The organism is Eggerthella hominis (assembly GCF_014287365.1).
In the GTDB taxonomy this organism is placed as follows: Bacteria; Actinomycetota; Coriobacteriia; order Coriobacteriales; family Eggerthellaceae; genus Eggerthella; species Eggerthella guodeyinii.
The window spans coordinates 655,763-677,884 of sequence record NZ_JACOOA010000001.1; the positions used below are offsets into that span (position 1 = coordinate 655,763).

The following is a 22,122-nucleotide window of genomic DNA, read 5'->3' on the forward strand; positions in this document are numbered from 1 at the left end:
CGTTTCCGTACAGTATACTGTACCCGTCCGTTCAGTAACCCGACTTCCCGATCGAGAGGGGAAGCGGATATACGAAAAGGAGAAGAGAATGGATTCTGTCAAAGGGCAGCTGACGCTGCGCGGCATCCTCATAGGCTGCGTCGGTTGCACCATCATCACCGCGGCATCGGTGTACACGGCCCTCAAGATGGGGGCGCTTCCCTGGCCCATCGTGTTCGCGGCCATCATCTCGCTGTTCTTCCTCAAAGCGCTCGGGCATGGCAAGGCCAGCCTCAACGAGGCGAACGTCACGCACACCGTGATGAGCGCGGGCGCCATGGTGGCGGGCGGTCTGGCCTTCACCATCCCCGGCATCTGGATGCTCGGCTTCGCCGACGAGGTGGGCGTCTACGAGATGCTGCTCGTGGCGCTTTCGGGCGTCGTGCTCGGGCTCGTCTGCACCGTGCTGCTGCGCCGCCACTTCATCGAGGACGCCGAGCTGGAGTACCCCATCGGCGAAGCGGCCGCGCAGACGCTCATCGCGGGCGACAAGGGCGGCAAGACCGGCTGGAAGCTGTTCGGGTCGATGGGCGTCGCCGGCATCTACACGGCGCTGCGCGACGGGCTGGGCATGATCCCCGCCATGCTGTTCGGCAACGTCGCCATCCCCGGCGTGGCGTTCGGCATCTACAACTCCCCCATGCTGCTGGCCGTGGGCTTCCTCGTGGGAACCGGCGCCGTCGTCGTGTGGTTCGCCGGCGCGCTCATCGGCAACTTCGGCATCATCGTGGGCGGCTCGGCCGCCGGGCTCTGGGACGTGGCAAGCGGCCAGGGCATCGTGTCGAGCCTCGGCATGGGCGTCATGATGGGCGCGGGCCTCGGCGTCATCTTCAAGAACATCCTGCCCAAGGCCTTCCGCATGCTCAAGGACACGCGCGGCGCGGTGACGCTCGGCGTCGCCGCAGCCGACGCCGACGGAGCCGCGCCCGCCGCCCCCGAGGGCAAGGGCGCCAAGCGCGCCCGCTTGCGCCTGTCCGCCGGCATCGTCGCGTTCGCCGTGGCGGCCGTGGCGCTCGTCATCTGCTTCGGGCTGCAGCTGGGCCCCGTGCCCGCCCTCATCGTGGTGGCGCTCGCCTGGGTGGCCACGGCCATGAGCGCGCAGAGCGTCGGCCAGACGGGCGTCGACCCTATGGAGATCTTCGGCCTCATCGTGCTGCTGGCCGTGGCCGCCGTGTCCAACGTGCCGCAGGTGCAGCTGTTCTTCGTCGCGGGCATCGTGGCCGTGGCGTGCGGGCTGGCCGGCGACGTGATGAACGACTTCCACGCCGGGCACGTGCTGGGCACCTCGCCGAAGGCCCAGTGGATCGGCCAGGCCATCGGCGCCGTCATCGGCGCGGTGGTGGCCGTGGCCGTAATGGCCGTGCTCGTGAGCGCCTACGGCCCCGAGTCGTTCGGCCCCACCGCCTCGTTCGTGTCGGCGCAGGCGTCCGTTGTGGCCACGATGGTGGCCGGCATCCCGTCCGTCCCGGCGTTCGCCCTGGGGCTGGCGGTCGGCTTCGGCCTCTACCTGCTGAACTTCCCCACCATGATGCTGGGCCTGGGCATCTACCTGCCCTTCTACATGTCGTTCACCGCGTTTCTCGGCGCGATGGCGAAGATGGCGTACGACTTCGTCTGCAAGCGGCGCCGCGCGAAGCTCGCGCCCGAAGAGGCCGCCGAAAAGGAGAAGGCGCAGGGCGAGACGGGTCTCGTCGTGTCGTCCGGCCTGCTGGGCGGCGAGTCCATCGTCGGCGTCCTCGTGGCCCTCGCCGCCGTGGCGACGGGGCTGGGGGCGTAGGCGCTCTCCGGCGCCCGCGTCGGAAGAAGGCCGAACCGAGAAGCGCCGCCGGATTCCCGGCGGCGCTTCCGTTAGTTGAACTTGAAGATCTTCTGGGCCACGCGGTAGCCGGTGATGCCGATGCGGCGGCCGAACGACGTGGGCAGGTTCGTGCCCATGTTGAGCGTGCTGCGCCGGATGGGGCGGTAGGCGTCGGGGTTGTGCTCCTTGAGGTACGCCCAGATGGCCTCGCGCTTGTCCTCGGCCTCGTCGGAATCGATCATGCGCAGGAAGATGGAGCAGATGCACATCATCATGGACAGGTAGTTCTCCATGTAGCGCTCGAGACGCCGCTCGGGCACGTCGTCGGGCAGCTTCACCGCGTCGATCATCTGGCGCGTCACGCGCAGCTGCTGGTCGATGCGGCCCATCATCACGCTCTCGTTCACGCTCTGGTCCTCGCGGCCGATGAAGTAGCGGTACATGTCCACGTCGCGGTAGTAGATGGTCTTCACGTGCGGCAGGGGCACGTACACGAAGATGTTGTCCACGTAGAAGCAGTGCTCCGGCAGCTCGAGGCCCATGTCGCGCAGCAGCTCGGTGCGGTAGATCACCGAGTGCATGAGCAGGTACTGGCTCTGCCCGAAGTGCCCCACGTCGGCCCAGCCGAACTCGCGGCCCTCGGGGAACACGTTGCGGTAGTGCATGACCGTGCGCGCGCCCTCGTGCACCTTCTCGTACACGTAGTTGCCGATGACGAGATCGGTGGGGTTCGGCAGCTCGGCCTGGCGGCGCAGGTACGCCATGATCTCGGACATGGCGTGCTCGTCGAGCCAGTCGTCGGAGTCGACCACCTTGAAGTAGCGTCCCGTCGCATGGCTCAGGCCCGTGTTCACCGCCGAGCCGTGGCCGCCGTTCTCCTTGTGGATGGCGCGGATGAGGTCGGGGTGGCGCTCCTGCCAGGCGTCGGCCTTGGCGGCCGTGTCGTCCTTCGTGGAGCCGTCGTCGACGATGATGATCTCGATATCGTCCCCGCACTTCAGGATGGACTCGATGCAGGCGTCCATGTAGGCGGCCGAGTTGTAGCACGGCACGGCGAAAGAGATGGTCTTCATGGCGCTACCCCACCAACTCGTCGGCGAGGGCCAGCGCGCGGCCGATGATGACGTCCATGTTGTAGTAGCGGTACTCGGCCAAGCGCCCCAGCGGGTGGAAGTTGTCAAGCGACGTGGTGAGCGCGCGGTAGCGCTCGTAGTGCGCGGCGTTCTCGTCGTTGATGATGGCGTAGTACGGGATCTGCTTCTTCGGATCGTCGTAGGAGTGGCTGTACTCCTTCATGATGGTGGTCTTGTCGCTCACCTGGCCCGTGAGGTACTTGAACTCGGTGATGCGCGTGTAGTCCTCGGTCACCGTGAAGTTCACCGTGCCGCAGGGCAGCACGTGCTCGGCGTCGTGCGTCTCGTACACGAAGTCGAGGCTGCGGTACGGCAGGCGGCCGAAACGCGACAGGAACAGCTCGTCGAGCGGGCCCGTGTAGACGATCGGCCCCTCGAACGGCGCGTCCTTGATGAGGATCGCGGACAGCGGGGCGTTCTCCTCGCCGCTCTCGAACTCGAGCTCGAACACGTTCTCGGCCTCGGTGTCCAGGCACACCATGATGTTCTCGTGGTCGAGCATGCGCTCGAACAGCGGCGTGTAGCCGTGCAGCGGCATGCCCTGGAAGGCGTCCTGGAAGTAGCGGTTGTCGCGCGACAGGAACACGGGCACGCGCGCCGTCACCGACGGGTCCACCTCCTCGGGCGTGAGGCCCCACTGCTTCTGCGTGTAGTAGAGGAAGACGTTCTTGTAGATGAAGTCCGCCACCTCGGTGAGGTCGGGGTCGTCCTGGCTCCGCAGCTCGGTGATGGTCACCTTGCGCTCGTCGCCGAACGTGGCGATGAGCTTCTCGATGAGCTCGGCGGCGCGCTCCTCGCCGAACGCGATCTCCATGGAGTTCTTGTTGAACGGCACCGGCATGTACGTGCCGTACCAGTCGGCCAGCACCTCGTGCTGGTAGTCGCGCCACTCGGTGAAGCGGCGCACGTAGTTGAAGGCGCGCTCGTCGTTCGTGTGGAAGATGTGCGGCCCGTAGCGGTGCACGAGGATGCCCGCCTCGTCGGCCTCGTCGTACATGTTTCCGCCGATGTGGGGCTTCTTCTCGACGACGAGCACGCGCTTGCCGCCGCGCTCGGCCAGCTCGCGCGCCATCACGCTGCCGGCGAACCCGCTGCCCACCACCACGGCGTCGAAATCGCCTCGATCAATGTCGCGAAAATCGCAGAACCGCACACCCATGGGTAACCTTCCTTTGCATTAAGAGAATCACGAGGCCTTTCCGGCCCGAAATATGCGCGTTTGCACTGAGGACGTATTATAGCCCGGTTTTTCCGACGCGGCGGGTAGTATCATAGTTACATCGGAAAACGGACAATACCGGAAAGGGATCGCCTATGAGTTCATTCCTGGAAACGATGCTCGCCCGCGCCAAAGCGGATCGACAGACGATCGTGCTGCCCGAAGGCGACGACGAACGCACGCTGGCGGCGGCCGAGCGCATCCTTGCCGACGACGTCGCGGACCTCGTCATCCTGGGCGACGCCGACGCCATCGCGGCCAGCCCCTACGCGCTCGAGGGCGCGCGCATCGTCGACCCGCGCACGTCGGAGCTGCGCGCCGGGTTCGCCGACGCCCTCTACGAGCTGCGCAAGGCCAAGGGAATGACGCCCGAGCAGGCGACGGCCCTCATGGACGACGTGCTGTACTTCGGCGTGATGATGGTGAAGACCGGCGGCGCCGACGGCATGGTGGCCGGCGCGTGCCACGCCACCGGCGACGTGCTGCGCCCCTGCCTGCAGATCCTCAAGACGGCCCCCGGCGTGAAGCTGGTCAGCTCGTTCTTCGTCATGGTGGTGCCCGACTGCGACCTGGGCGAGCAGGGAACGTTCCTGTTCTCGGACTGCGGCCTGGAAGTGCAGCCCGACGCCGAGAAGCTCGCGCACATCGCCGTGAACTCGGCGAAGTCGTGGAAGACCCTCATCGGCACCGAGCCCGCTGTGGCGCTGCTGTCGCACTCGTCCTACGGCTCGGCCAAGAACGACGACTCGACCAAGGTGGTGGAGGCCACGGCCATCGCGAAGGAGCTGGCGCCCGAGCTCGCGCTCGACGGCGAGCTGCAGCTCGACGCGGCCATCGTGGGCTCCGTCGGCGCCTCGAAGGCCCCCGACTCCCCCGTGGCCGGACGCGCCAACGTGCTGATCTTCCCCGACCTCGACGCCGGCAACATCGGCTACAAGCTGGTGCAGCGCCTGGCGAAGGCCGAGGCGTACGGCCCGATCACCCAGGGCATCGCCGCCCCGGTGAACGACCTGTCCCGCGGCTGCACCGCCGACGACATCGTCGGCGTCATCGCCATCACCTGCGTGCAGGCGCAGGCGAAGAAGATGGAATAAAAATCGCGCATTCTGCTCGGAAGACAACGAACGTGACACGATAACCATTCGCTGAGCGCTATCAGAAGTGCTTCATGTCTGCCTTTCGCCCCTCCTTGTCGATGCCATTATTTATGTAAACGCAGGAGAGCTGTTATACGCTCTGCATCCTATCCGAAACCTCCGCTCTTGCGATATCAAAAGCGGAGGTTTCGTCATGCTTCATTTTTCCATGATCCTTCACCAGAAGAGATTCTTCGAACTCCACTTCATTACATAGCCAATAAGCCAAAGCATTTACTATAGAACGATAGACATCGTCGGACACGGCAGCAGGACCACCAAAAACATACAGGCGATCAATGGATGAACTCTTCTTTGCAATGACATCGTTGATATTCGAACGGTAATCATCTGCTACCAGCATAAGCGCTGAGTTGTTCCTACCACAAAAGCGACAACTGCCGTCTTTCCCCATGAGCCCTTTCCCGCCCTGCACACTTCAAGTGCAGTGTCGATAGCAATATCACCGGCCAAACGTTTAGTGTATTTCACGCTAGCTGTCTTTTCAGTCGATTCTCGACGTTTTAGGAAATGGCAGATTATCCGTTGGAAATGTAAACCGTCTTCGCGTCGAGTCGTGCCACCTCATACGTAGCATCCTCGGACAAGGTGTTCTTGCCAGCCGTAAGAACACTGGGAGTCTCTCGGGAGAAGGATTATTAGACGCATCCAGAAAAAGAGATCACTATATCCGCATGACAGGGATCAAAGTTAAACATTTTTGCTCACATCGAGCGCCGTCATTGGATTATGGTCGGTATGTAGGGTCTTCAACGCAATGTTTTTACGATCGATCATTTCAAGTCGTTACCCGCAACGTCAAGATATGTCAACTTGACGTTGCGGGACACGTCGATCGAGGAGAGATCTTGTTAGTCGTCGTCGTGTGATCAACGTGCACGCGCTAACGTCAACGAACTCGAGAGCCCCAATAGCAACACTGACGTCAAAAAATTCCAGAGCTGTGCTCTTGGAAACATCGACGGATCTTGCAACGTTGTCAATATTCAGATATTTCAACGCCGTGGCTTTCGACGCATCGAAATCATAGAGCGAATTCCTGTCATTCCGTACATATTCAGAGTGACCGCTCACCCTGAACGACATCACATCAACTCTATCAATTTGTCGGGGAACATCCACTGCGGACTCCTAAGGAATACCCGTATCTACGATATACGCCAATGCGGCACCGACCTCACCCATGCCGAACAATCCTCTTCGCTCCGACATCAAAGAGAACTCCGACACTCTCCAGCCTCCGAGCTTCCCAATACTGCTTCGTCGTCTTTCACATGCGTTCCTTCTATCGTCGCCCAGAACCCACACCAGCCCATTTTAGAAATACGCCTCTTTACGCATTCTTCAATGTCGCGAGTATCAAATTATAAGTTGAAGCGGAAACCGCCGCTGGGCCTCCGAAAACGAAAACGCGCTCGATATCACTCTTATTTAACTTGAGGAATCCGCTCACATTTGAAGTCCAACCGTCGGCCACCAAAACAAGCGCCGCATTGCTCTTGCCGCAAAGCGCCGCACCGGCGAGCGCGTCGTAGTAGGACGCGCCGGTGGCAACACCGGCTGTAGCCGAGCTCATGCCTTGCGTTAGACACCATTTCGCAATAACGCCCGATGTCTCATAGGCGGTCGGGCCAGCCAGACGTTTGCAGACTATACCTTTGAGCTGTTGATTCTCCAGCTGGGAGGAGAGCGCCGCAGTGCCACCAACGATGACGACGCGGCTGAAACCTCCATTCTTAATCGCCGAGAGCACCTGCGGGTCGAGTTTGTGCGTCGAAGCGTTGGCCAAGAAGATGGGGGCTTTCTTAGCATAGGCATAGGGAGAGACAGACAGCGCATCTTGGAAGGTTTCGGAAGTGGCAACTACCGCGGTCTTACCCCATCTCCCTTTACCCTCCTTGTATATCTCCAAAGCCGTGTTCACGGCCACGTCGCCCGCGAGACGCTTGACAGACTTGACCCCCGGTACCGCTTTCAGCGAGGAAGCAACCTTGCTCGACACCGCTGCGGTCCCGCCCACGACGTAGACCTTCGAAGCCCCTAAACGCTTGATCTCAGATGCCGTCTGAGACGAAAGCGACGAACCGTCGGTGAGCAGAATTGGACAGCCCTCTTGACCGGCAAGAGCCGAAGCGCTCAACGCGTCCCAGTACCCGCCCATGGTGGCCACGACCACCGCGGAGCATGACCCCGCTTTGAAGCCTTGCTTCGTAATGGAGGTCATGGTGTCGAGGGCGGTATCACCGGCCAGACGAGACGTTTTCACGTCGATAGGAGAATCGGGCAGCGATGGGATGTTGGGCTCGTCGGGAGTCGTGGGCTCGTCGGGAGTCGTGGGTGCAGCAGACACCTTTACGCCCATCGAAGCGGGCACGCCTCCCACCGACGCCGTCACCGTAGCAGAACCGGCTTTTTTAGCCGAAACCAAGCCCGTTCTGTCCACCGAAACGACCGAAGCGTCCGAAGAATGCCATGTTGCCGAAGAAGGATCGATAGCTTGAGTAGCATACGTCCACTCCTTATTGACATTGTACAAAGCGAATTCTCCCGTTTCGTCCGCTTCGAGCGTCTCGGATCCTTTGAGCTTCAAATCGAGATTTATCTTCATCGCACTGATAGAGCGCACGACTGCCACGTCGTCATTAACCTGCGCAACCATGCCCGTGCCCTCTGCCGAGCTGAACATCTCGACCCAGCCAGTGTACGAACGACCATAAGGAGTGCTGCAGGCGAACGAAGCAGCGCCTAAACTTGCATAACCGCTGTTAACCATGTTCCCATAATGGCCTGAGGAGTTTGTCCAAGCGTTATGAGCCGTCTCGGCGTTGCTCGACCCGATATAGATGTTCTCTCCAGCGTAACCTCTCTTAGCTGGAGGAATCGCAGTGAAGCACGAGGCACCGTTCGGTCGATCGTGGCTAAAACTAATAACTATCTCCGCTGCGCGCTGCTGAGCAGCTTTCTCGAGATCCTCGTCCCAAGACAAGGCGCTAACGCCCTTCTTAGACCGTTCCTCGTTCACCATGGCAAGAACGCTCCTGGCTGAACGGGCGTTGTCTTTTCCAGGAATCTTGAAATCAACCGTCCCAAGCGCATCCTCGATCGTACGGGTTCCCAATACGACATCCAGATATGCGCGAAGGACGTTTTCTGACAATAGGCCCGTTGAAGCATAGCGGATTGCATTGTCCTGATCGACGATGACCGTGACAGGAAGGGACAGCGAAGCGCCGATAAGACCAACCTGGTAACAAAGACTCCACATGAGCGAATTGTAGCCATAGTCGTCAGCAGCGTATGTCATGTTATTATCGTCGGCGCCTTTGTACTTTTGAGAGAACGCAGAGACGTCACCCGAGTCTGCACACAAAACGAATCCGCGTACGTTCGAATACGAATCTTCAGACAAGAGAGACTTAAGCCGCTCGGACGTAGTCGCCGTGTTGAAGCACGTCGAACGCCCGAACACCATAACGCGAACCGTGCCAGCATAGCCGCTGTTGAACTTCGTGGTGGCACCGTCGACGCTCACGATATCGTAATCGCTCGATTGAATGCCGCTTTCCACCTGCTTCATCGGACCTTCGTCGACCGAAAGAACCTCCAACGACCCGTTCTCGTCTGCTGACGGATCCTCGATGCACGAGTCGGAAAAATCAGCCGCGATGCTCGATGACGCTTCAGGGGCAGACCCCTCGTCAAACTCGACGACAGTCGCTTCGACAGTCCCGATCGGAGATTCGTCGGCCCAAACAGTCAACGGCACGAACGAGCAAGAGAGCGCCGTCGCAAGCAAGCATGCAAGAATCCGCCCCGCCGTCGTGCTTCTTCCGAGGGCCTTACCGCATACTTTCCCCATAAAAACCCCTTTCTAAGCATGGTGTTCATCATACCTCAAAGCAAGCAATCTGCGCCTTCTGCCAAGACACGCGGACGAATTTAGGAAACAGAATGCAAATGCGGCAATCTTTAACGAAGCCATCGGTCATACCTTGTAGAAACCTGTTCTTTCTGAAAACATTATCTCCATGCTTCCAGCGCCACGCCCCTCGGAAGCAAAAGAGTGGATGCCGAAGCGACATCGACACCCACTCAGCGAAATGCGCTAGCGTTTCAAGGCGGCCTTCACCGCATTGCACGTTTCCTCGGACACCGCAGCGGGACCACCGAAGACATATACATGGCTAATCGACTTTTTCCGAGGAGCGATGAACGAGTTCACAGTAGAGAGGTTCCCGTCGGAAACGAGCACGAGCGCTGCATTGTTCTTGCCGCAAAGGGATGCACCCGCAAGCGCATCGTAATAGCTCTCTCCGGTTGCCACCCCAAGCTTTTCGGCTTTCATGCCCTGCGAAACACACCAATTGGCTACAACCGAAGACGTTTCGTAAGCCGTGGCACCTGCAAGACGATTCGTGGAGATGCCGGCGAGCTGCTTCTCCACCTGACTGGATACCGCCGCCGTCCCACCTACGATAACCACTCGGCTGAAACCGCCTTTCTTGATAGCCGAAAGTACTTGGCTGTCAAGCTTGTGTGTGGAGGCGTTTGAGAGAAAGATAGGAGACTTCTTCGCGTAAGCATAGGGCGATACCGATAAAGCATCCTGAAACGTTCCAGAGGTTGCCACGATCGCGGTCTTGCCCCAAGATCCCTTGCCTTGCTCGTATATTTTCAACGCAGTATCGATGGCCGTGGATCCCGCAAGACGTTTAACCGCTTTCACGCCCGAGAGCTTGGACAAAGACGATTCAACGCTTCTTCCGACAGCTGCCGGACCACCAGCTATAAAAACGGTCGTCGGCTTGAGTCTCTTGATCTCTGATGCGGTTTGCTGTGACAGCGCTCCTTTGTCGGTTAGCAGAATGGGACACTGCTTCAAACCTGCCAAAGCCGAAGCTGTAAGCGCATCCCAGTAGCCATCCGTCGTTGCAACAACGACCGAATCGCAAGAGCCCACAGCAAAACCCTGCTTCGTGATGGAGGCCATCGTGTCGAGCGCAATGCTGCCCGAGAGACGAGAAAGCTCGGGAACGCCCGCGACAGGCTTGTCTGGCACGTTGGGTTTATCGGGCTCTTCAGGCTCCGGCGAGCCCGAAGACGGCTCGATAAAGAACACGAGATTCATATCACCCGCGTAGTTGCCTTTGAAGGCGACCTTCATCCAGCCCTCTCCTATATCGATGTTGCTCGAATACGTGCACTCGTAGTCCTTACCCTTTTCCAAAGTCATACCATTGTAAGTACATGAGATCGACGGCTCGATAGGTTTTCCCGTATAATAAAAAAAGAGTTCTCGATCCATCTTGACTTCGAGTCCCTTGATCGGCAAGATTTCAAAAGACTCTTTTTTCGTTCCTGAATAAGCGCCGATCCCCATCAGAGTAACAGAAGCGGCTCCCGCATCAACATTTCGTGCATAAGCTACGGTATAATCTTTTCCTTGCCGAAGCTCTTTTCCATTCAGCTTCACAGACACTTCGGGCGTTATCGGCTTTCCGGTATAGCTTGCAGATGCCGTATCGAGATCGACAGAAGCCAGTGCAAATACTCCCATTTTTTCATACTGGCTGAACGTCATGTAGTTCTGTCCATTAGCTTCTGCTATTTCCTTGACAGAGTCGTCACCTACCAGCGTCATGTCACATTTATAAAAAGGTTCATCAGATACGCCTTCAGGGCTGAGTCCTTTCTCGAATACCAAAGCCGCGCCTACAACATTGTTGAAAGCAACTGAGTCAATCGATTCAATCTTGTTTGTGATGACAATTTCCGTCGAAGCATCGATCGAGTAGAACGCATCCGACCCGATAGATGCAACCGTAGAAGGCATCTTCCATGACACGTCTTTCCGCCCGCTCGGATAGGTCACAAGCTTGGAGCCATTCTTGTTGAGCAACACTCCATCGCTATCGCAAAACGAAGGATTACGTGAATCAACCTCGAGTCGATTTAGAGACGAGCCGCTGAAAAGAAAATCAATGCCAGTAGCTTTAGAACCGATTCGTACCTTTTTGATTGATGACCCGGAGATAGCAGCAGGATCAACAGAGACGACATCATTAACCAAATTCACTGTTTCAGCATGATAAGCGTTCGCAAAGCCCATCCAAATATCACTTATACCCGCTCTAACAGTAACTTCTTTATCAGGCTTGCCTCCTGCGTAAAATGTGAGCGACCCCCATCTTCCATACATATCACCATCCAACGAATAATAATCTGGATGATTTGGAGAAACTTGAATATTAGTAAGGCTTTCACATCCATCGAACATGCATCCCAAAAACTTAGTAAAAGTTGAAGGCAAATAGACAGACTCAAGAGCTTTGCTGTCAGCGAACAAACCAGAATAGGCCCCCTCGCATCCTTCTTCCAGAATTGCAGTCTTGAGTTTAGGGCACTCGGAAAAAGCGTAATTTCCTATGCGCTTCACAGAACCCGCAATCTGAGCTGTCTCGATTACCCCATTCGTCCAAAATGCGAAATCACCTATCTTTGTCACCGGATAGCCCGCGATACTCGAGGGTATAACCAAATTAGCAACCGTCCCCTCGTATCCGGTGATTGTCGCCTCACCACCGTTGACCGTGTATGCGAACCCATTAGATAGCTGTTCATTGGCCGTCTCCGCCACAACGCCCTCATCAGACCCCTCCATCAAACCGTAAGATTGAGCGAAATCCGGAGAATAGAATGAAGTATCCGGGGTTTGATCTGACACCTCCACATTATTTTCATGTGCAGGCTCTTCATAACCTCCTGATTCTGAGAGTGTCGGGACTTCTACCCCTCCCATCGCATCAAGGGTTTCGGAAATCTTCTCTCCATTTTCCGATATCCGAAGATCCTCATTCGAAGCGATTAGGTCGTCTAAACACGAAGAGATATCTTGCTTCGAAAGAAGCCCAGTAGCAACAGACCGAACAGCACCGTCTCGATCGATCAGGAAAAAGTACGGAAGCTCAGTAACCGAACGACAGTCGAAGCCCGCCTGCTTATAAACCTCCCAGAACAACTCATAGTACATGTTGCCATTGACCGCATAAAGCAGGTTGTCCGAATTCGCGTCCTTGTATTTCTCAGAGAAGGCTTCCTGGTCGGTATTGTCAATGCCAAGGATAAAACCTTGCACGCTCGCACGTGTCGGCTGGGACAGAACTTGTTCAAGAGCCTCGCTAACCTTAACAGTGTTCTCGCAGGTCGATCGTCCCATAACAACCACACGCAGCTTCTCACCGAAATCTCCATTGAATGATTTCGTCGCCCCAGCAATGCTTTTCAGTTCGAAATCAGGAACCAATAGATTCCCGCCCACTTCCCGTATTACTCCATCAGTCGACACAAAAGAAGAGGACGCCGATTCACCGATTCCCTCTTCGACGATACTCGACGTTGATGTCTTTTGCTCTTGATCCTCGTTGAGCGCATTTGGATCGATGGCGCCTCCATCACTGGCCGCCTGATCCGCGAAAACAGCTGATGGAAACAACCCAATGACAAGAATGCACGCCATCAGCATCGATACTATCTTCAAAGAAAGGCGTCCATGAATCATGGCAAATCTAACGACTTCTTCCACACATGCACCAAACCTTGCATTCGGTTTGCCCATACGCGATCATCCCCTTAAAAACAAAGCACATACCCCGTTTTCAGTTTAGAACAAGCGGCAAAAGGTTTTAAGCGTGAGTATTTACACTATCTGCGTAGTTCGTTCCATTCCGAGCAATGATTTCGCGCTCTTTAGCGCAATGCGGGTAATCATGAAAAGGCTGTATCAAAAGTACCTGACAAAAAGAGTCGAAATCCATTGCGGGTTTCGACTCTTTTTATTTAGACAGGAAGATCCCGTGGCTTTATGCTGAAAACGCAGCGGATAGAACAGGATTTGCTCCACTTAACGCCTGGCGGAGCTTCCTCATATTGCGCCCGAGCGCCACTAGTCATCCATCCAAGCGATGCCTTCGCGAGCCCTCGCAGCGCGAATCTCTTAAAGCCCCAATCGCTCTTGATGTCTGCGAAACGGTCTCAGCATCGGTTCCCCTGCGGCGTCTAGGAACCACCCCCCCCCCTCGTCGCTTGCAAGCCTTTTAGAGGCTCTGGTCCTATAGCGCTCGAGGGAGGGGTTTACGTTTACAAGACGATTCTTGGACTCGTCATCGCTTTTGGTGTATTTGGCTTAATAGGGGCAGCCCGCGCAGTCCTCACACTTGCAGAGTCTCGTTGTCGACTTGAATCCTTGATCGCTCGTCGCCTGCTTCTCTTTGAGGAAGGCGGGCTTCTTGCCTTGCGCACACGTCCAGCTATCGTCCTCCTTATCGAAAGCCCAGTTCTTTGGTTGGGTCGGATCTTTGGCGAAGGCCCGATTCTGCTCTTTGCGGAACACGTTGCACTTCACGAACGCGCGCACGTCGTGCGCTTCTAGAAGCGAGTAGTTCTCCTCGCTTCCATATCCCGCATCGGCGACGAGAACATGAGGAAGCGCGCCGAAGAGGGGCTTCAGGTGGACAAGATTCAAGCGCGACGGTGTAGAGCGTAGTCGATGACGAACTGGTTCTCGGTTCCGATCTGGACGTTGCAACCAGCTTTGAGCTGATCGTTTTGCATATGATCTTCCTTCATGTGCATTGAAGGTGCATCAGTGGCGGTTTTAGAGAAAGACGCGCCTTCCTGGAATATCTCGAGCTGCTCCTCATAGCGCTGCATGCGGGACATACAGTCGCTCTCGAAGGCTTTTGGCGCGCTTTAGGTCTTTGTCCTTTGGGCGTGCCTCAAGACGCTCATTAATGCGCCGAACGACTTCGGCTATATCTTCGGCGGTCGCGTCTTCAGGTTTTGGCATATCCTTGGCAAGAGCATCATCTTCCTCATTGATGCGAGCGATCTCTTCGAGATGCTCGCACCTTCGCCTGGTGCTTCTCGCGATACCTCCCTGTCGACTTCTTCTAGACAAACTTGCACTTGTTGGCATTGGCTTCGATCTTGGTGCCATCGAGAAAGTAGGTATCCAAAGCAATAGGTCCCCATGTTGCTAAAAGCTCGATGACTGAGGTGAAGATGCTTTCAAATACCGGCGCTATGCGCTTGTTCCTGAAGCGGTTGACGGTCATATGGTCAAGAGGCGCCATGCCGGCAAGCCACATGAAGTGGGTGTTCTCGCGCGTAGCACGCTCCATCTTGCGCGAGGAATAGATGCCGTTCGCATATCCGCAGTTCGCATGCTTGTCGAACATCATAAGCGCACCGTTGCCCTTGAGGTACCCATGAAGCTCGATACGTCGAACTCGGGCGGGATGTTGACCAGAATGTGCACGTAATCCGACATCAGATGCCCTTCGATTATTTCGACCCCCTTGCACCTGCAAGGAGGTCGAAATATCTCGCCTAACGAATCCCCATATTGGCTGTAGATGATCATGCGCCTATACTTCGGTGCGAGCACGATATGGAACTTGCACATCCACAACACGTAGCGACAGGCTCTGCGACTTGCTTGCCGAAATGACCGCTTTTCCAAGGCCGACACGACTTGAACGCTTGCATCTTATCCTTGAATGGCGGTCGTTTGCTCTGCAAGAGTGCAGCCTTCGATGCGCACCCGCATAGCGGGTGGTTTATTACCGAACGCGCTACGCGCGTCCGGCGAGCTCATGAGCCTTAACAATATCAGGACCTCGGCACGAATTGCCGAGGTCCTGATGCATCCTATGCAAGCTTTGACTGTATAGCTTTATATGTACCTGCTGAAATCGCCGCAGGGCCTCCAAACACATACGCTTTCGTAATCGTAGCGCTATGCTTCGACATAAAACCATCGATAGTGGAGCGATTCTCATCAGCGACCAGAATCAATGCAGCATTGCTTTTACCGCACAGAGCAGCCCCAGCAAGGGCATCGTAATAACTCGCCCCCGTTGCAATGCCCACTTCGGACGCTTCCATACCTTGCGTGAGGCACCACGAAGCTATAGCCCCCGAAGTTTCATATGCGGTCGAGCCCGCTAAACGTTTGCATGTGATGCCTTTCAACTGCTCGTTTTCTATCTCGGAAGAGAGTGCGGCCGTCCCGCCTACAATAACGACGCGGTTGAATCCGCCTTGCTTTACAGCAGATAAAACTTGCGGATCGAGCTTATGGGTTGAAGCGTTCGCAAGAAAAATCGGTGCTTTTTTCGCATACGAGTAAGGAGACGCAGAGAGGGCGTCTTGGAATGTCTCGGAAGTAGCAACTATAGCGGTCTTGCTCCACGACCCTTTCCCTTCTTTATAGACTTCAAGAGCCGTGTTAACCGCTATATCTCCTGCAAGGCGCTTAACCGATTTGACTCCGCTTATTTTGGAGAGCGACGTTTCGACACTCTTCGAGATGGCAGCAGTTCCTCCTGTCACATACACCTTTGTCGCTCCCAAACGCGTAATCTCAGAAGATGTTTGAGCCGAAAGATAACCCCCGTCAGTCAACAAGATTGGACAACCATTGATGCCGGCAAGCGCCGATGCCGTCAGAGCATCCCAATACCCGTTCATAGTAGCAACGATGACCGTATCGCAAGTACCCTTTTTGAATCCCTGTTTGGTGATGGAAGTCATCGTATCAAGTGCAGTATCGCCAGCAAGACGGGGAGCCGAGGGTTTGACGATGTTGAAAAGCACCGTCTTACTCCCCTCGTACTTACCCTTACCAGCTATCACGATGCGACCAGTTCCAACATTCTTGTTGCTCTCATACGAAATCGTATAGTCGATGTCCTTTTCAAGCTTCACGCCGTTGTACGAAACAATGACAACAGGCAAGATCAATTTTCCGGTATAAACCTGATCGACGATCGGCAAAACAGTAACCGATTTCATATCGACTTTAGAAATGGGTTTTGGGGCAATCTTGAACGATGCCGTTTTCGAACCCGTGTAAGTTCCTTTACCTGTAATGATCACCGTAGCGGTTCCAACACTGACGTTGTTCTTGTAAGTAATCGAATAATCGACACCATCTTTGAGCGTTTTTCCTTTGTAGCTCACATGAACATCGGGTTTGATTGCAGACCCTGTATAAGTTTGGTAAGGGATCGCAGATACAACAACGTCACCAATGCTGAGTTTCACAATCTTGAACGAAACCGTTTTCGTTCCTGTAAAGGCTCCTTTTCCCCCGATCGATATCGTCGCAGTACCGACGTTAATGTTGTTCGCATACGAAAGAGAGTAGTCAACATCCTCCACCAAGGTTTTTCCGTCGTAGATTACAGTTATGGTGGGACGTATTGGCGACCCCGCATACAACTGATCGCCCACTGATGTTACCGTTGCGTTTTTGAGATCGTACTTCAATATCCCTACCGACTCAAACGGAATCGACTGGCTCTCAGCAAATTGCTGCGCATACGAATACGTTAATCCAGCTATAGTGAAATTGGCCGCTTTGCGGAAAGCAGACTGATCGATCTTCGTCGTCTTTGCCGGTATGTACACTTTGCTCAGGCCCGTGCAGAACGAGAACGCATCTTCTTCGATCTCGCATATGCTCTCCGGAAGCGTCACCTCGGACAAAGATCTGCAATACGAAAACATGGAATCAGGTACGTTCGTCATTCCTTTACCGAGCATCACCTTAGAGAGCTTTTCGCATCCATAGAACGTTGCGCCGTCGATCGTCTTCACCGAGTCCGGGATCGAGACGGAGGCAAGCGCCGAGCAGCCGAAGAACGCGCTGGCCATGATCGTCTCGACTGACGACGGGATGGAGACGCTCGCGAGCGCCTTGCAGTCGACGAAGGAGCTCGGCCCTATGACCTTGACCGTGTCGGGGATGGAGACGCTCTGCAGCTTCGGGCAGTTCTCGAACAGGGCCGGCTGGATGTTCTCGATCCCCTGCTCGAAGGTCACCGAGGACAGGCCGGAGCCCTCGAACGGGCCGACGGACGGGACGGAGTTGAGGTCGTCCCGGTTGCCCGTGTACAGCCCCTTCGGGATGGTGATCGAGGTCAGCGACGTGCAGTCCTTGAAGCAGCCGGATCCGATCTTGAAGCTCCCCGAGGGGAACCTCACGCTCGAGAGGCTCTCGCAACCATTAAAAGAATAACCCTTGATGACCTCGACTGGATCAGGAATGAAAACCGATCGAATGCCAGTGGAAAATTGAAATGCTCCATCTATTCCAGTAACCGAGTAAGACCGGCCATTCGCTCGTGCGGCTTCGGGAATCACCACATTTCCTGACGGAGGATTGACGCATTCGACGAGAGTGGCCGATGTGAGATCAGCGTTGATTTCATATACGAAATTCCCGTCGACGAACGTCTCGACCGAAGCCAACGTTTCAGCTTCTTCCGGTACTAGGTCGTCATCGCCTGGTTCGGCGATTCCACTTATATCTTCCGAAACGCCCGAAGATCGGAATTCTTTCAAGCTATTGGTTTCGAATGCGGCTCTCGAGTCATCCTCCCCAACCAAAGAGCTCATCTCGGCATCTGAATCTAATGCTTCGTTCGTTCCCGCATCTGAAGAGGAGGCATGCGATTCCCCCGCAGTCGCTGCCGAGCCAGATACTTCATCCGACGATTCAGCGCTTTCGCGAACGCTCGGCTTGATCGGCGTTTTCGCGAATGCAGAGGCCGGAACGAAAGAAAACGTAAGCAAAGCTGCTAGCAGAAGCTTAAAACAGCTGCCCCCCCCCCGGTCTTGTCAGCAACTTCCTCCCTCTCATACCAACTCCCTTCTCAAACGGATCCGCACATATATACTTGCAGCAAAATATATCATCCGTTGGGACAAAGCGCCACTCCGAAATCGCGAAAGCACCATGCAAGGCCTCGAGCAACCACGAACACTTCGTGACGGCAGCGACCTATCTCAAAGACAGAGCGATCGCATCAAAGGTGCTCTCCGACACCGCAGCAGGGCCACCGAAAACATAAACTTCGTTGATCAACCCCCTATTTGGCTTAACGAACGAGTTTAAAGAAGAGCGATAAGAGTCCGAGATGAGCACGAGCGCCGCATTGTTTCTGCCACATAGTGACGCTCCCGCAAGTGCATCATAATAGGATTCTCCCGTAGCGATGCCAACACTACTCGCAGTCATACCCTGAGTCAGGCACCATGAGGCAATAGCCCCCGACGTCTCGTAAGCGGTAGCGCCTGCCAAACGTTTGCATGCGATGCCTTTGAGCTGCTTCTCGATTTCAGGAGAAAGCGCGGCAGTCCCGCCTACTATGATCACACGGCTGAACCCACCTTGCTGAATGGTCGTTAGCACATGAGAATCGAGCGCATGCGTAGAAGCATTAGCAAGAAAGATGGGAGCTTTTTTCGCGTAGGCATAAGGAGAGATGGAGAGGGCATCCTGGAAGGTCTCAGACGTTGCAACAACGGCCGTCTTGCCCCACGAACCGTTGCCCTCTTTGTATATCTCGAGCGCCGTATCCACCGCCACATCGCCAGCCAATCTTCTAACCGTTTTGACGTTATGAATACTCAAGATAGACTTCTCGACATCGTCCGAAACGGCGGCTTCCCCTCCCACTATATACACCTTCGATGCGCCCAATCGCTTGATCTCTGATAGCGTCTGCGAAGAAAGCTCGTCTTTATCGGTTAGCAGAATAGGACAACTCTCAAGACCCGCAAGCGACGCCGCGGTCAACGCGTCCCAGTATCCACCCATCGTAGCTACGACGACCCTACTGCAAGATTCGTTCTCGAAGCCTCGCTGCACAATAGCAGTCATCGTATCGAGTGCTATAGTACCCTCAAGACGGGATAATCCTGGCGGAAGTGCTCCGACTATCTTGAAAGCCACTATCTTTGTGCCGCCATAATCCCCTTTACCAACGATAACGATACTCGCTTCTCCTATATTCACATTGGCCTCAAAAGCCAGCGTATAGTCAACCCCTTCTTTCAGAAGATCGTTGTCGTATATTACCGTGGGTTTGGGCATAAGAGGTCCACCGGTAAACGTCTGATCCTCAATAGGATCGACCGAAGCATCGGCAATGTCAATCGACTTGTCAGCTTCAGCTGTAATTGTCAGCGGGCCGGAAACAGAGTTCTTGCCGATGCGCACCTTGCCTGTTTTCGCATTGTACATGAAGTCTTCCACTGGGGCGATTTCACCTCCAGGCACTTCGCATGATACGGAAATAGAACTTGGCAGAACGTATCCTTTGTTCGCCTGAAGTGAAAACTCTATTCCGTTTTCTCCAGAAGGAGCGTATTTAACATAATGCCGACCATCGGCAGCCTCTTCGAGTGTATGCAACATATTAGCCAGTTTTAAGGTAACCAAATATTCGCAAGCGGATACGTCACCGCCTTTATTGCGGATAGCCCTAAAAAACCGTCCACCTTTCACACTGCTATCTTGATCATTGTGAACGAGGTTTTCAAAAATACCCCCTTCGATAGAACCTCCTCCTATGTTGTACACTGTTTGCTTGAACGTACCGTTCAAGATAGTGCCATCGGGCAAATCGGGGGAAAGGCCATAATTGTACACATCCGAAGCAAATACACCACCATTGATAACGCTCCCTGAATAATTGCTTGTTTTACCCTTGAACGTTCCGTCATTTACGACAGCGCCTTTACCTTCGTTAGTTAAACCGTACTCAAAAAGACCGTTGTTGATGGTGCCGTGATTCGCTACAAGGCAGAGAAACGAGCCGCCCTCAACCAAGCCACCCGATTCGTTCAGCAAGTACGTGTAGACCGCACCGCCCGCGAAGGTACCGCGATTAACTACCCTGGCAACTTCCCCATCGTAACCGTCGCTATGAAACTCGCCTCCGTGAATGGTTCCCTCGTTCTCCACCCATCCCTCGAACGAGCCATCACGAACCACACCTTCGTTATTCAATCCACCCTTGAAAACTCCCCCGAAGATAACACCTTGAGTACCGTTATACACTTCGCTCTGGAAGCTCCCTCCCTCGATGCTCCCATCATTGAGCACAATGCTTCCGGTACTGAACCCGCCTCCCTTGACAATGCCACCGGTGTTGGTCACCGTTCCCCCAAAAGCCCCTTCTAGAATCGTTCCACCATTGTTCTTAATATCCCCGAGGTAAAAAACACCGCTAGAGAAAGAAAAGGCGTAGCCTTCTTCAAGATAAACAGTGCCCCAATCCCCTTCGTCGGGGTCGTACTTCCAACCAGGACCGGCCTCAGCCGTTGGCCTAGAGGTGCTTCCGATCTCGATTTCAACAAGAGCGTCACCGGCTTTCGCATAGGCAGAGCTCGGGACTATTACGCATGACACAAAGACCAATATGATCAAAGCAAGCAAGCGTCGTGTCATGACAACCCCTTCCAAGTCGATACGAGAATGGTAGCATGTGCGAACGAAAACGCACATGCGAATGTCCCATTTCCGCATTCGAAGAACGCGAAGCGAGCCGGGCGCAACCAAAAGCTTCTTGGTTGCGCCCGGCGCTTGGCATCAAATACTCGAAACGCTGTTAAGCGCAGAAGGATTAACGAGACTACACCAGCGGGACGTCCACTTTCTCGTGGAGGATCTCGTAGGTGTCGCGGGCGATCATGTACTCCTCGTTCGTGGGGATGATGATGATCTTGACCGGCGAGCTCTCGGTGGAGATCTCGCGCTCGAAGCCGCGTTGGCGGTTCTTCTCCTCGTCGAGGATCATGCCGAGGGGCTGCAGGCCCGTGAAGATCATGCGGCGCATCTTCTCGCAGTTCTCGCCGACGCCGGCCGTGAGCACGATGGCGTCCACGCCGCCCATGACGGCCATGTACTGGCCGATGTACTTCTTCACCGAGTTCGAGTACATGTCGTAGGCCAGCATGGCGCGCTCGTGGCCCTGCTCGGACGCATCGCGCACGCTGCGCAGGTCGTTCGAGATGCCCGAGATGCCCAGCAGGCCCGACTTCTTGTTCATGAGGTCGTTCATCTCGCCGGACGTCAGGCCCTCGTGGTCCATGACGAACGGCACGATGGCCGGGTCGATGGCGCCGCAGCGCGTGCCCATCATGAGGCCGTCGAGCGGCGTGAGGCCCATGGACGTGTCCACCGCCACGCCGTGGTCGATGGCCGACATCGAGCAGCCGTTGCCGAGGTGGCACGTGATGAGCTTGAGGTCCTCGAGCGGCTCGTCGAGCACGACGGCGGCGCGCTCGGAGATGTAGCGGTGCGACGTGCCGTGCGCGCCGTACTTGCGGATGGCGTACTTCTCGTACAGCTCGTAGGGCAGCGGATACATGTAGGCCTTCGGGGGCAGCGTCTGGAAGAACGACGTGTCGAACACGGCCACCATGGGCGTGTCGGGCATGTGCTTGAGGCACGCGTTGATGCCCATGAGCGCCGCCTTGTTGTGCAGGGGCGCCAGCTCCGCCAGCTCGTCGATCTTCTCGATGACGTCCGCGTCGATGAGCACCGAGCGGTCGAAGTACTTGCCGCCCTGCACGATGCGGTGACCCACCGCGTCGATCTCGTCGAGCGAGTCGATGGCCTTCGTCGGGCCCCCGGTGAGCGAGGCCAGCACGAGCGCCATGGCGTCGTCATGGTCGGCCATCTTGGCGTCGATGACCTCCTCGTTCTTGTCGAGGCCGTGCTTGTGGAACGCTTCGGCCGAGCCCACGCGCTCGCAGATGCCCTTCGCGAGCAGCTCCTGCTGCTCCACGTTGACCAACTGGTACTTCAAGGAAGATGATCCCGCATTGATGACTAGTACGTTCAACGACCTGCCTCCTTCAGTATTCCTAAAACGCTTATTTTAGGCGGGTGCGAGAACCTCCGAGCGCAAACGGCCCTCA

Annotated in this window: 12 protein-coding genes and 1 pseudogene; 2 read left to right on the plus strand and 11 right to left on the minus strand. The window is 55.8% G+C overall.

Going from position 1 to position 22,122, the window contains the following annotated elements; genetic code table 11:
- Positions 1-88: 88 nt before the first annotated feature.
- Positions 89-1,816, plus strand: coding sequence for an OPT/YSL family transporter (locus H8S61_RS02925; protein ID WP_186937894.1), 1,728 nt, complete (start codon positions 89-91; stop codon positions 1,814-1,816).
- Between the two features lie 71 nt (positions 1,817-1,887).
- Here the strand turns inward: H8S61_RS02925 and H8S61_RS02930 are convergent, their stop codons facing one another.
- A complete protein-coding gene (locus H8S61_RS02930; RefSeq protein ID WP_160942361.1) occupies positions 1,888-2,910 on the minus strand; it encodes a glycosyltransferase family 2 protein in 1,023 nt (340 codons plus the stop codon).
- 4 nt (positions 2,911-2,914) lie between these two features.
- On the minus strand, positions 2,915-4,129 hold the full coding sequence (gene glf, locus H8S61_RS02935; protein ID WP_186937895.1) for a UDP-galactopyranose mutase: 1,215 nt from the start codon (positions 4,127-4,129) through the stop codon (positions 2,915-2,917).
- Between the two features lie 155 nt (positions 4,130-4,284).
- Here glf and pta point away from each other — a divergent pair, with 155 nt between their 5' ends.
- A complete protein-coding gene (gene pta, locus H8S61_RS02940; RefSeq protein WP_186937896.1) occupies positions 4,285-5,283 on the plus strand; it encodes a phosphate acetyltransferase in 999 nt (332 codons plus the stop codon).
- A 133-nt stretch (positions 5,284-5,416) separates the two neighbouring features.
- On the opposite strand, the gene H8S61_RS02945 is transcribed toward pta, so the two are convergent.
- The 9 genes and pseudogenes from H8S61_RS02945 to H8S61_RS02985 all read right to left on the minus strand — a co-directional run bounded on the left by H8S61_RS02945 (position 5,417) and on the right by H8S61_RS02985 (position 22,046).
- Entirely contained in the window at positions 5,417-5,689 is a 273-nt protein-coding gene (locus H8S61_RS02945; protein WP_186937897.1) for a hypothetical protein, read from the minus strand.
- A 990-nt stretch (positions 5,690-6,679) separates the two neighbouring features.
- A complete protein-coding gene (locus H8S61_RS02950) occupies positions 6,680-9,205 on the minus strand; it encodes a cell wall-binding repeat-containing protein (protein ID WP_186937898.1) in 2,526 nt (841 codons plus the stop codon).
- Between the two features lie 246 nt (positions 9,206-9,451).
- Positions 9,452-12,961: a cell wall-binding repeat-containing protein gene (locus H8S61_RS02955; protein ID WP_186937899.1), complete on the minus strand. Its 3,510-nt coding sequence runs from the start codon at positions 12,959-12,961 to the stop codon at positions 9,452-9,454.
- 902 nt (positions 12,962-13,863) lie between these two features.
- A complete protein-coding gene (locus H8S61_RS02960) occupies positions 13,864-14,064 on the minus strand; it encodes a hypothetical protein (RefSeq protein ID WP_186937900.1) in 201 nt (66 codons plus the stop codon).
- A gap of 230 nt (positions 14,065-14,294) precedes the next feature.
- Positions 14,295-14,525 carry a transposase gene (locus H8S61_RS02965; protein ID WP_436231600.1) on the minus strand — a complete coding sequence of 77 codons (231 nt, stop codon included), beginning with the start codon at positions 14,523-14,525 and terminating at the stop codon, positions 14,295-14,297.
- A gap of 18 nt (positions 14,526-14,543) precedes the next feature.
- Positions 14,544-14,828, minus strand: a pseudogene (gene tnpA, locus H8S61_RS02970) (IS200/IS605 family transposase); the annotation flags it as partial.
- A gap of 226 nt (positions 14,829-15,054) precedes the next feature.
- The gene (locus H8S61_RS02975) at positions 15,055-17,985 is read right to left on the minus strand and encodes a leucine-rich repeat protein (protein ID WP_186937901.1); all 2,931 of its coding nucleotides are present in this window, start codon (positions 17,983-17,985) and stop codon (positions 15,055-15,057) included.
- Between the two features lie 208 nt (positions 17,986-18,193).
- Positions 18,194-20,647 (minus strand): cell wall-binding repeat-containing protein, encoded by a 2,454-nt coding sequence (locus H8S61_RS02980; protein ID WP_186937902.1) that lies wholly within the window; start codon positions 20,645-20,647, stop codon positions 18,194-18,196.
- A gap of 184 nt (positions 20,648-20,831) precedes the next feature.
- Positions 20,832-22,046: an acetate/propionate family kinase gene (locus H8S61_RS02985; protein ID WP_160942359.1), complete on the minus strand. Its 1,215-nt coding sequence runs from the start codon at positions 22,044-22,046 to the stop codon at positions 20,832-20,834.
- Positions 22,047-22,122 lie beyond the last annotated feature (76 nt).

Coding starts and splice junctions, on each gene's coding strand:
- H8S61_RS02980 (WP_186937902.1), bottom strand. CDS start 20,647: ATGACACGACGCTTGCTTGCTTTGATCATATTGGTCTTTGTGTCATGC.
- H8S61_RS02925 (WP_186937894.1), top strand. CDS start 89: ATGGATTCTGTCAAAGGGCAGCTGACGCTGCGCGGCATCCTCATAGGC.
- H8S61_RS02965 (WP_436231600.1), bottom strand. CDS start 14,525: ATGGAGCGTGCTACGCGCGAGAACACCCACTTCATGTGGCTTGCCGGC.
- glf (WP_186937895.1), bottom strand. CDS start 4,129: ATGGGTGTGCGGTTCTGCGATTTTCGCGACATTGATCGAGGCGATTTC.
- H8S61_RS02960 (WP_186937900.1), bottom strand. CDS start 14,064: ATGTCCCGCATGCAGCGCTATGAGGAGCAGCTCGAGATATTCCAGGAA.
- pta (WP_186937896.1), top strand. CDS start 4,285: ATGAGTTCATTCCTGGAAACGATGCTCGCCCGCGCCAAAGCGGATCGA.
- H8S61_RS02950 (WP_186937898.1), bottom strand. CDS start 9,205: ATGGGGAAAGTATGCGGTAAGGCCCTCGGAAGAAGCACGACGGCGGGG.
- H8S61_RS02955 (WP_186937899.1), bottom strand. CDS start 12,961: ATGGGCAAACCGAATGCAAGGTTTGGTGCATGTGTGGAAGAAGTCGTT.
- H8S61_RS02945 (WP_186937897.1), bottom strand. CDS start 5,689: ATGCTGGTAGCAGATGATTACCGTTCGAATATCAACGATGTCATTGCA.
- H8S61_RS02930 (WP_160942361.1), bottom strand. CDS start 2,910: ATGAAGACCATCTCTTTCGCCGTGCCGTGCTACAACTCGGCCGCCTAC.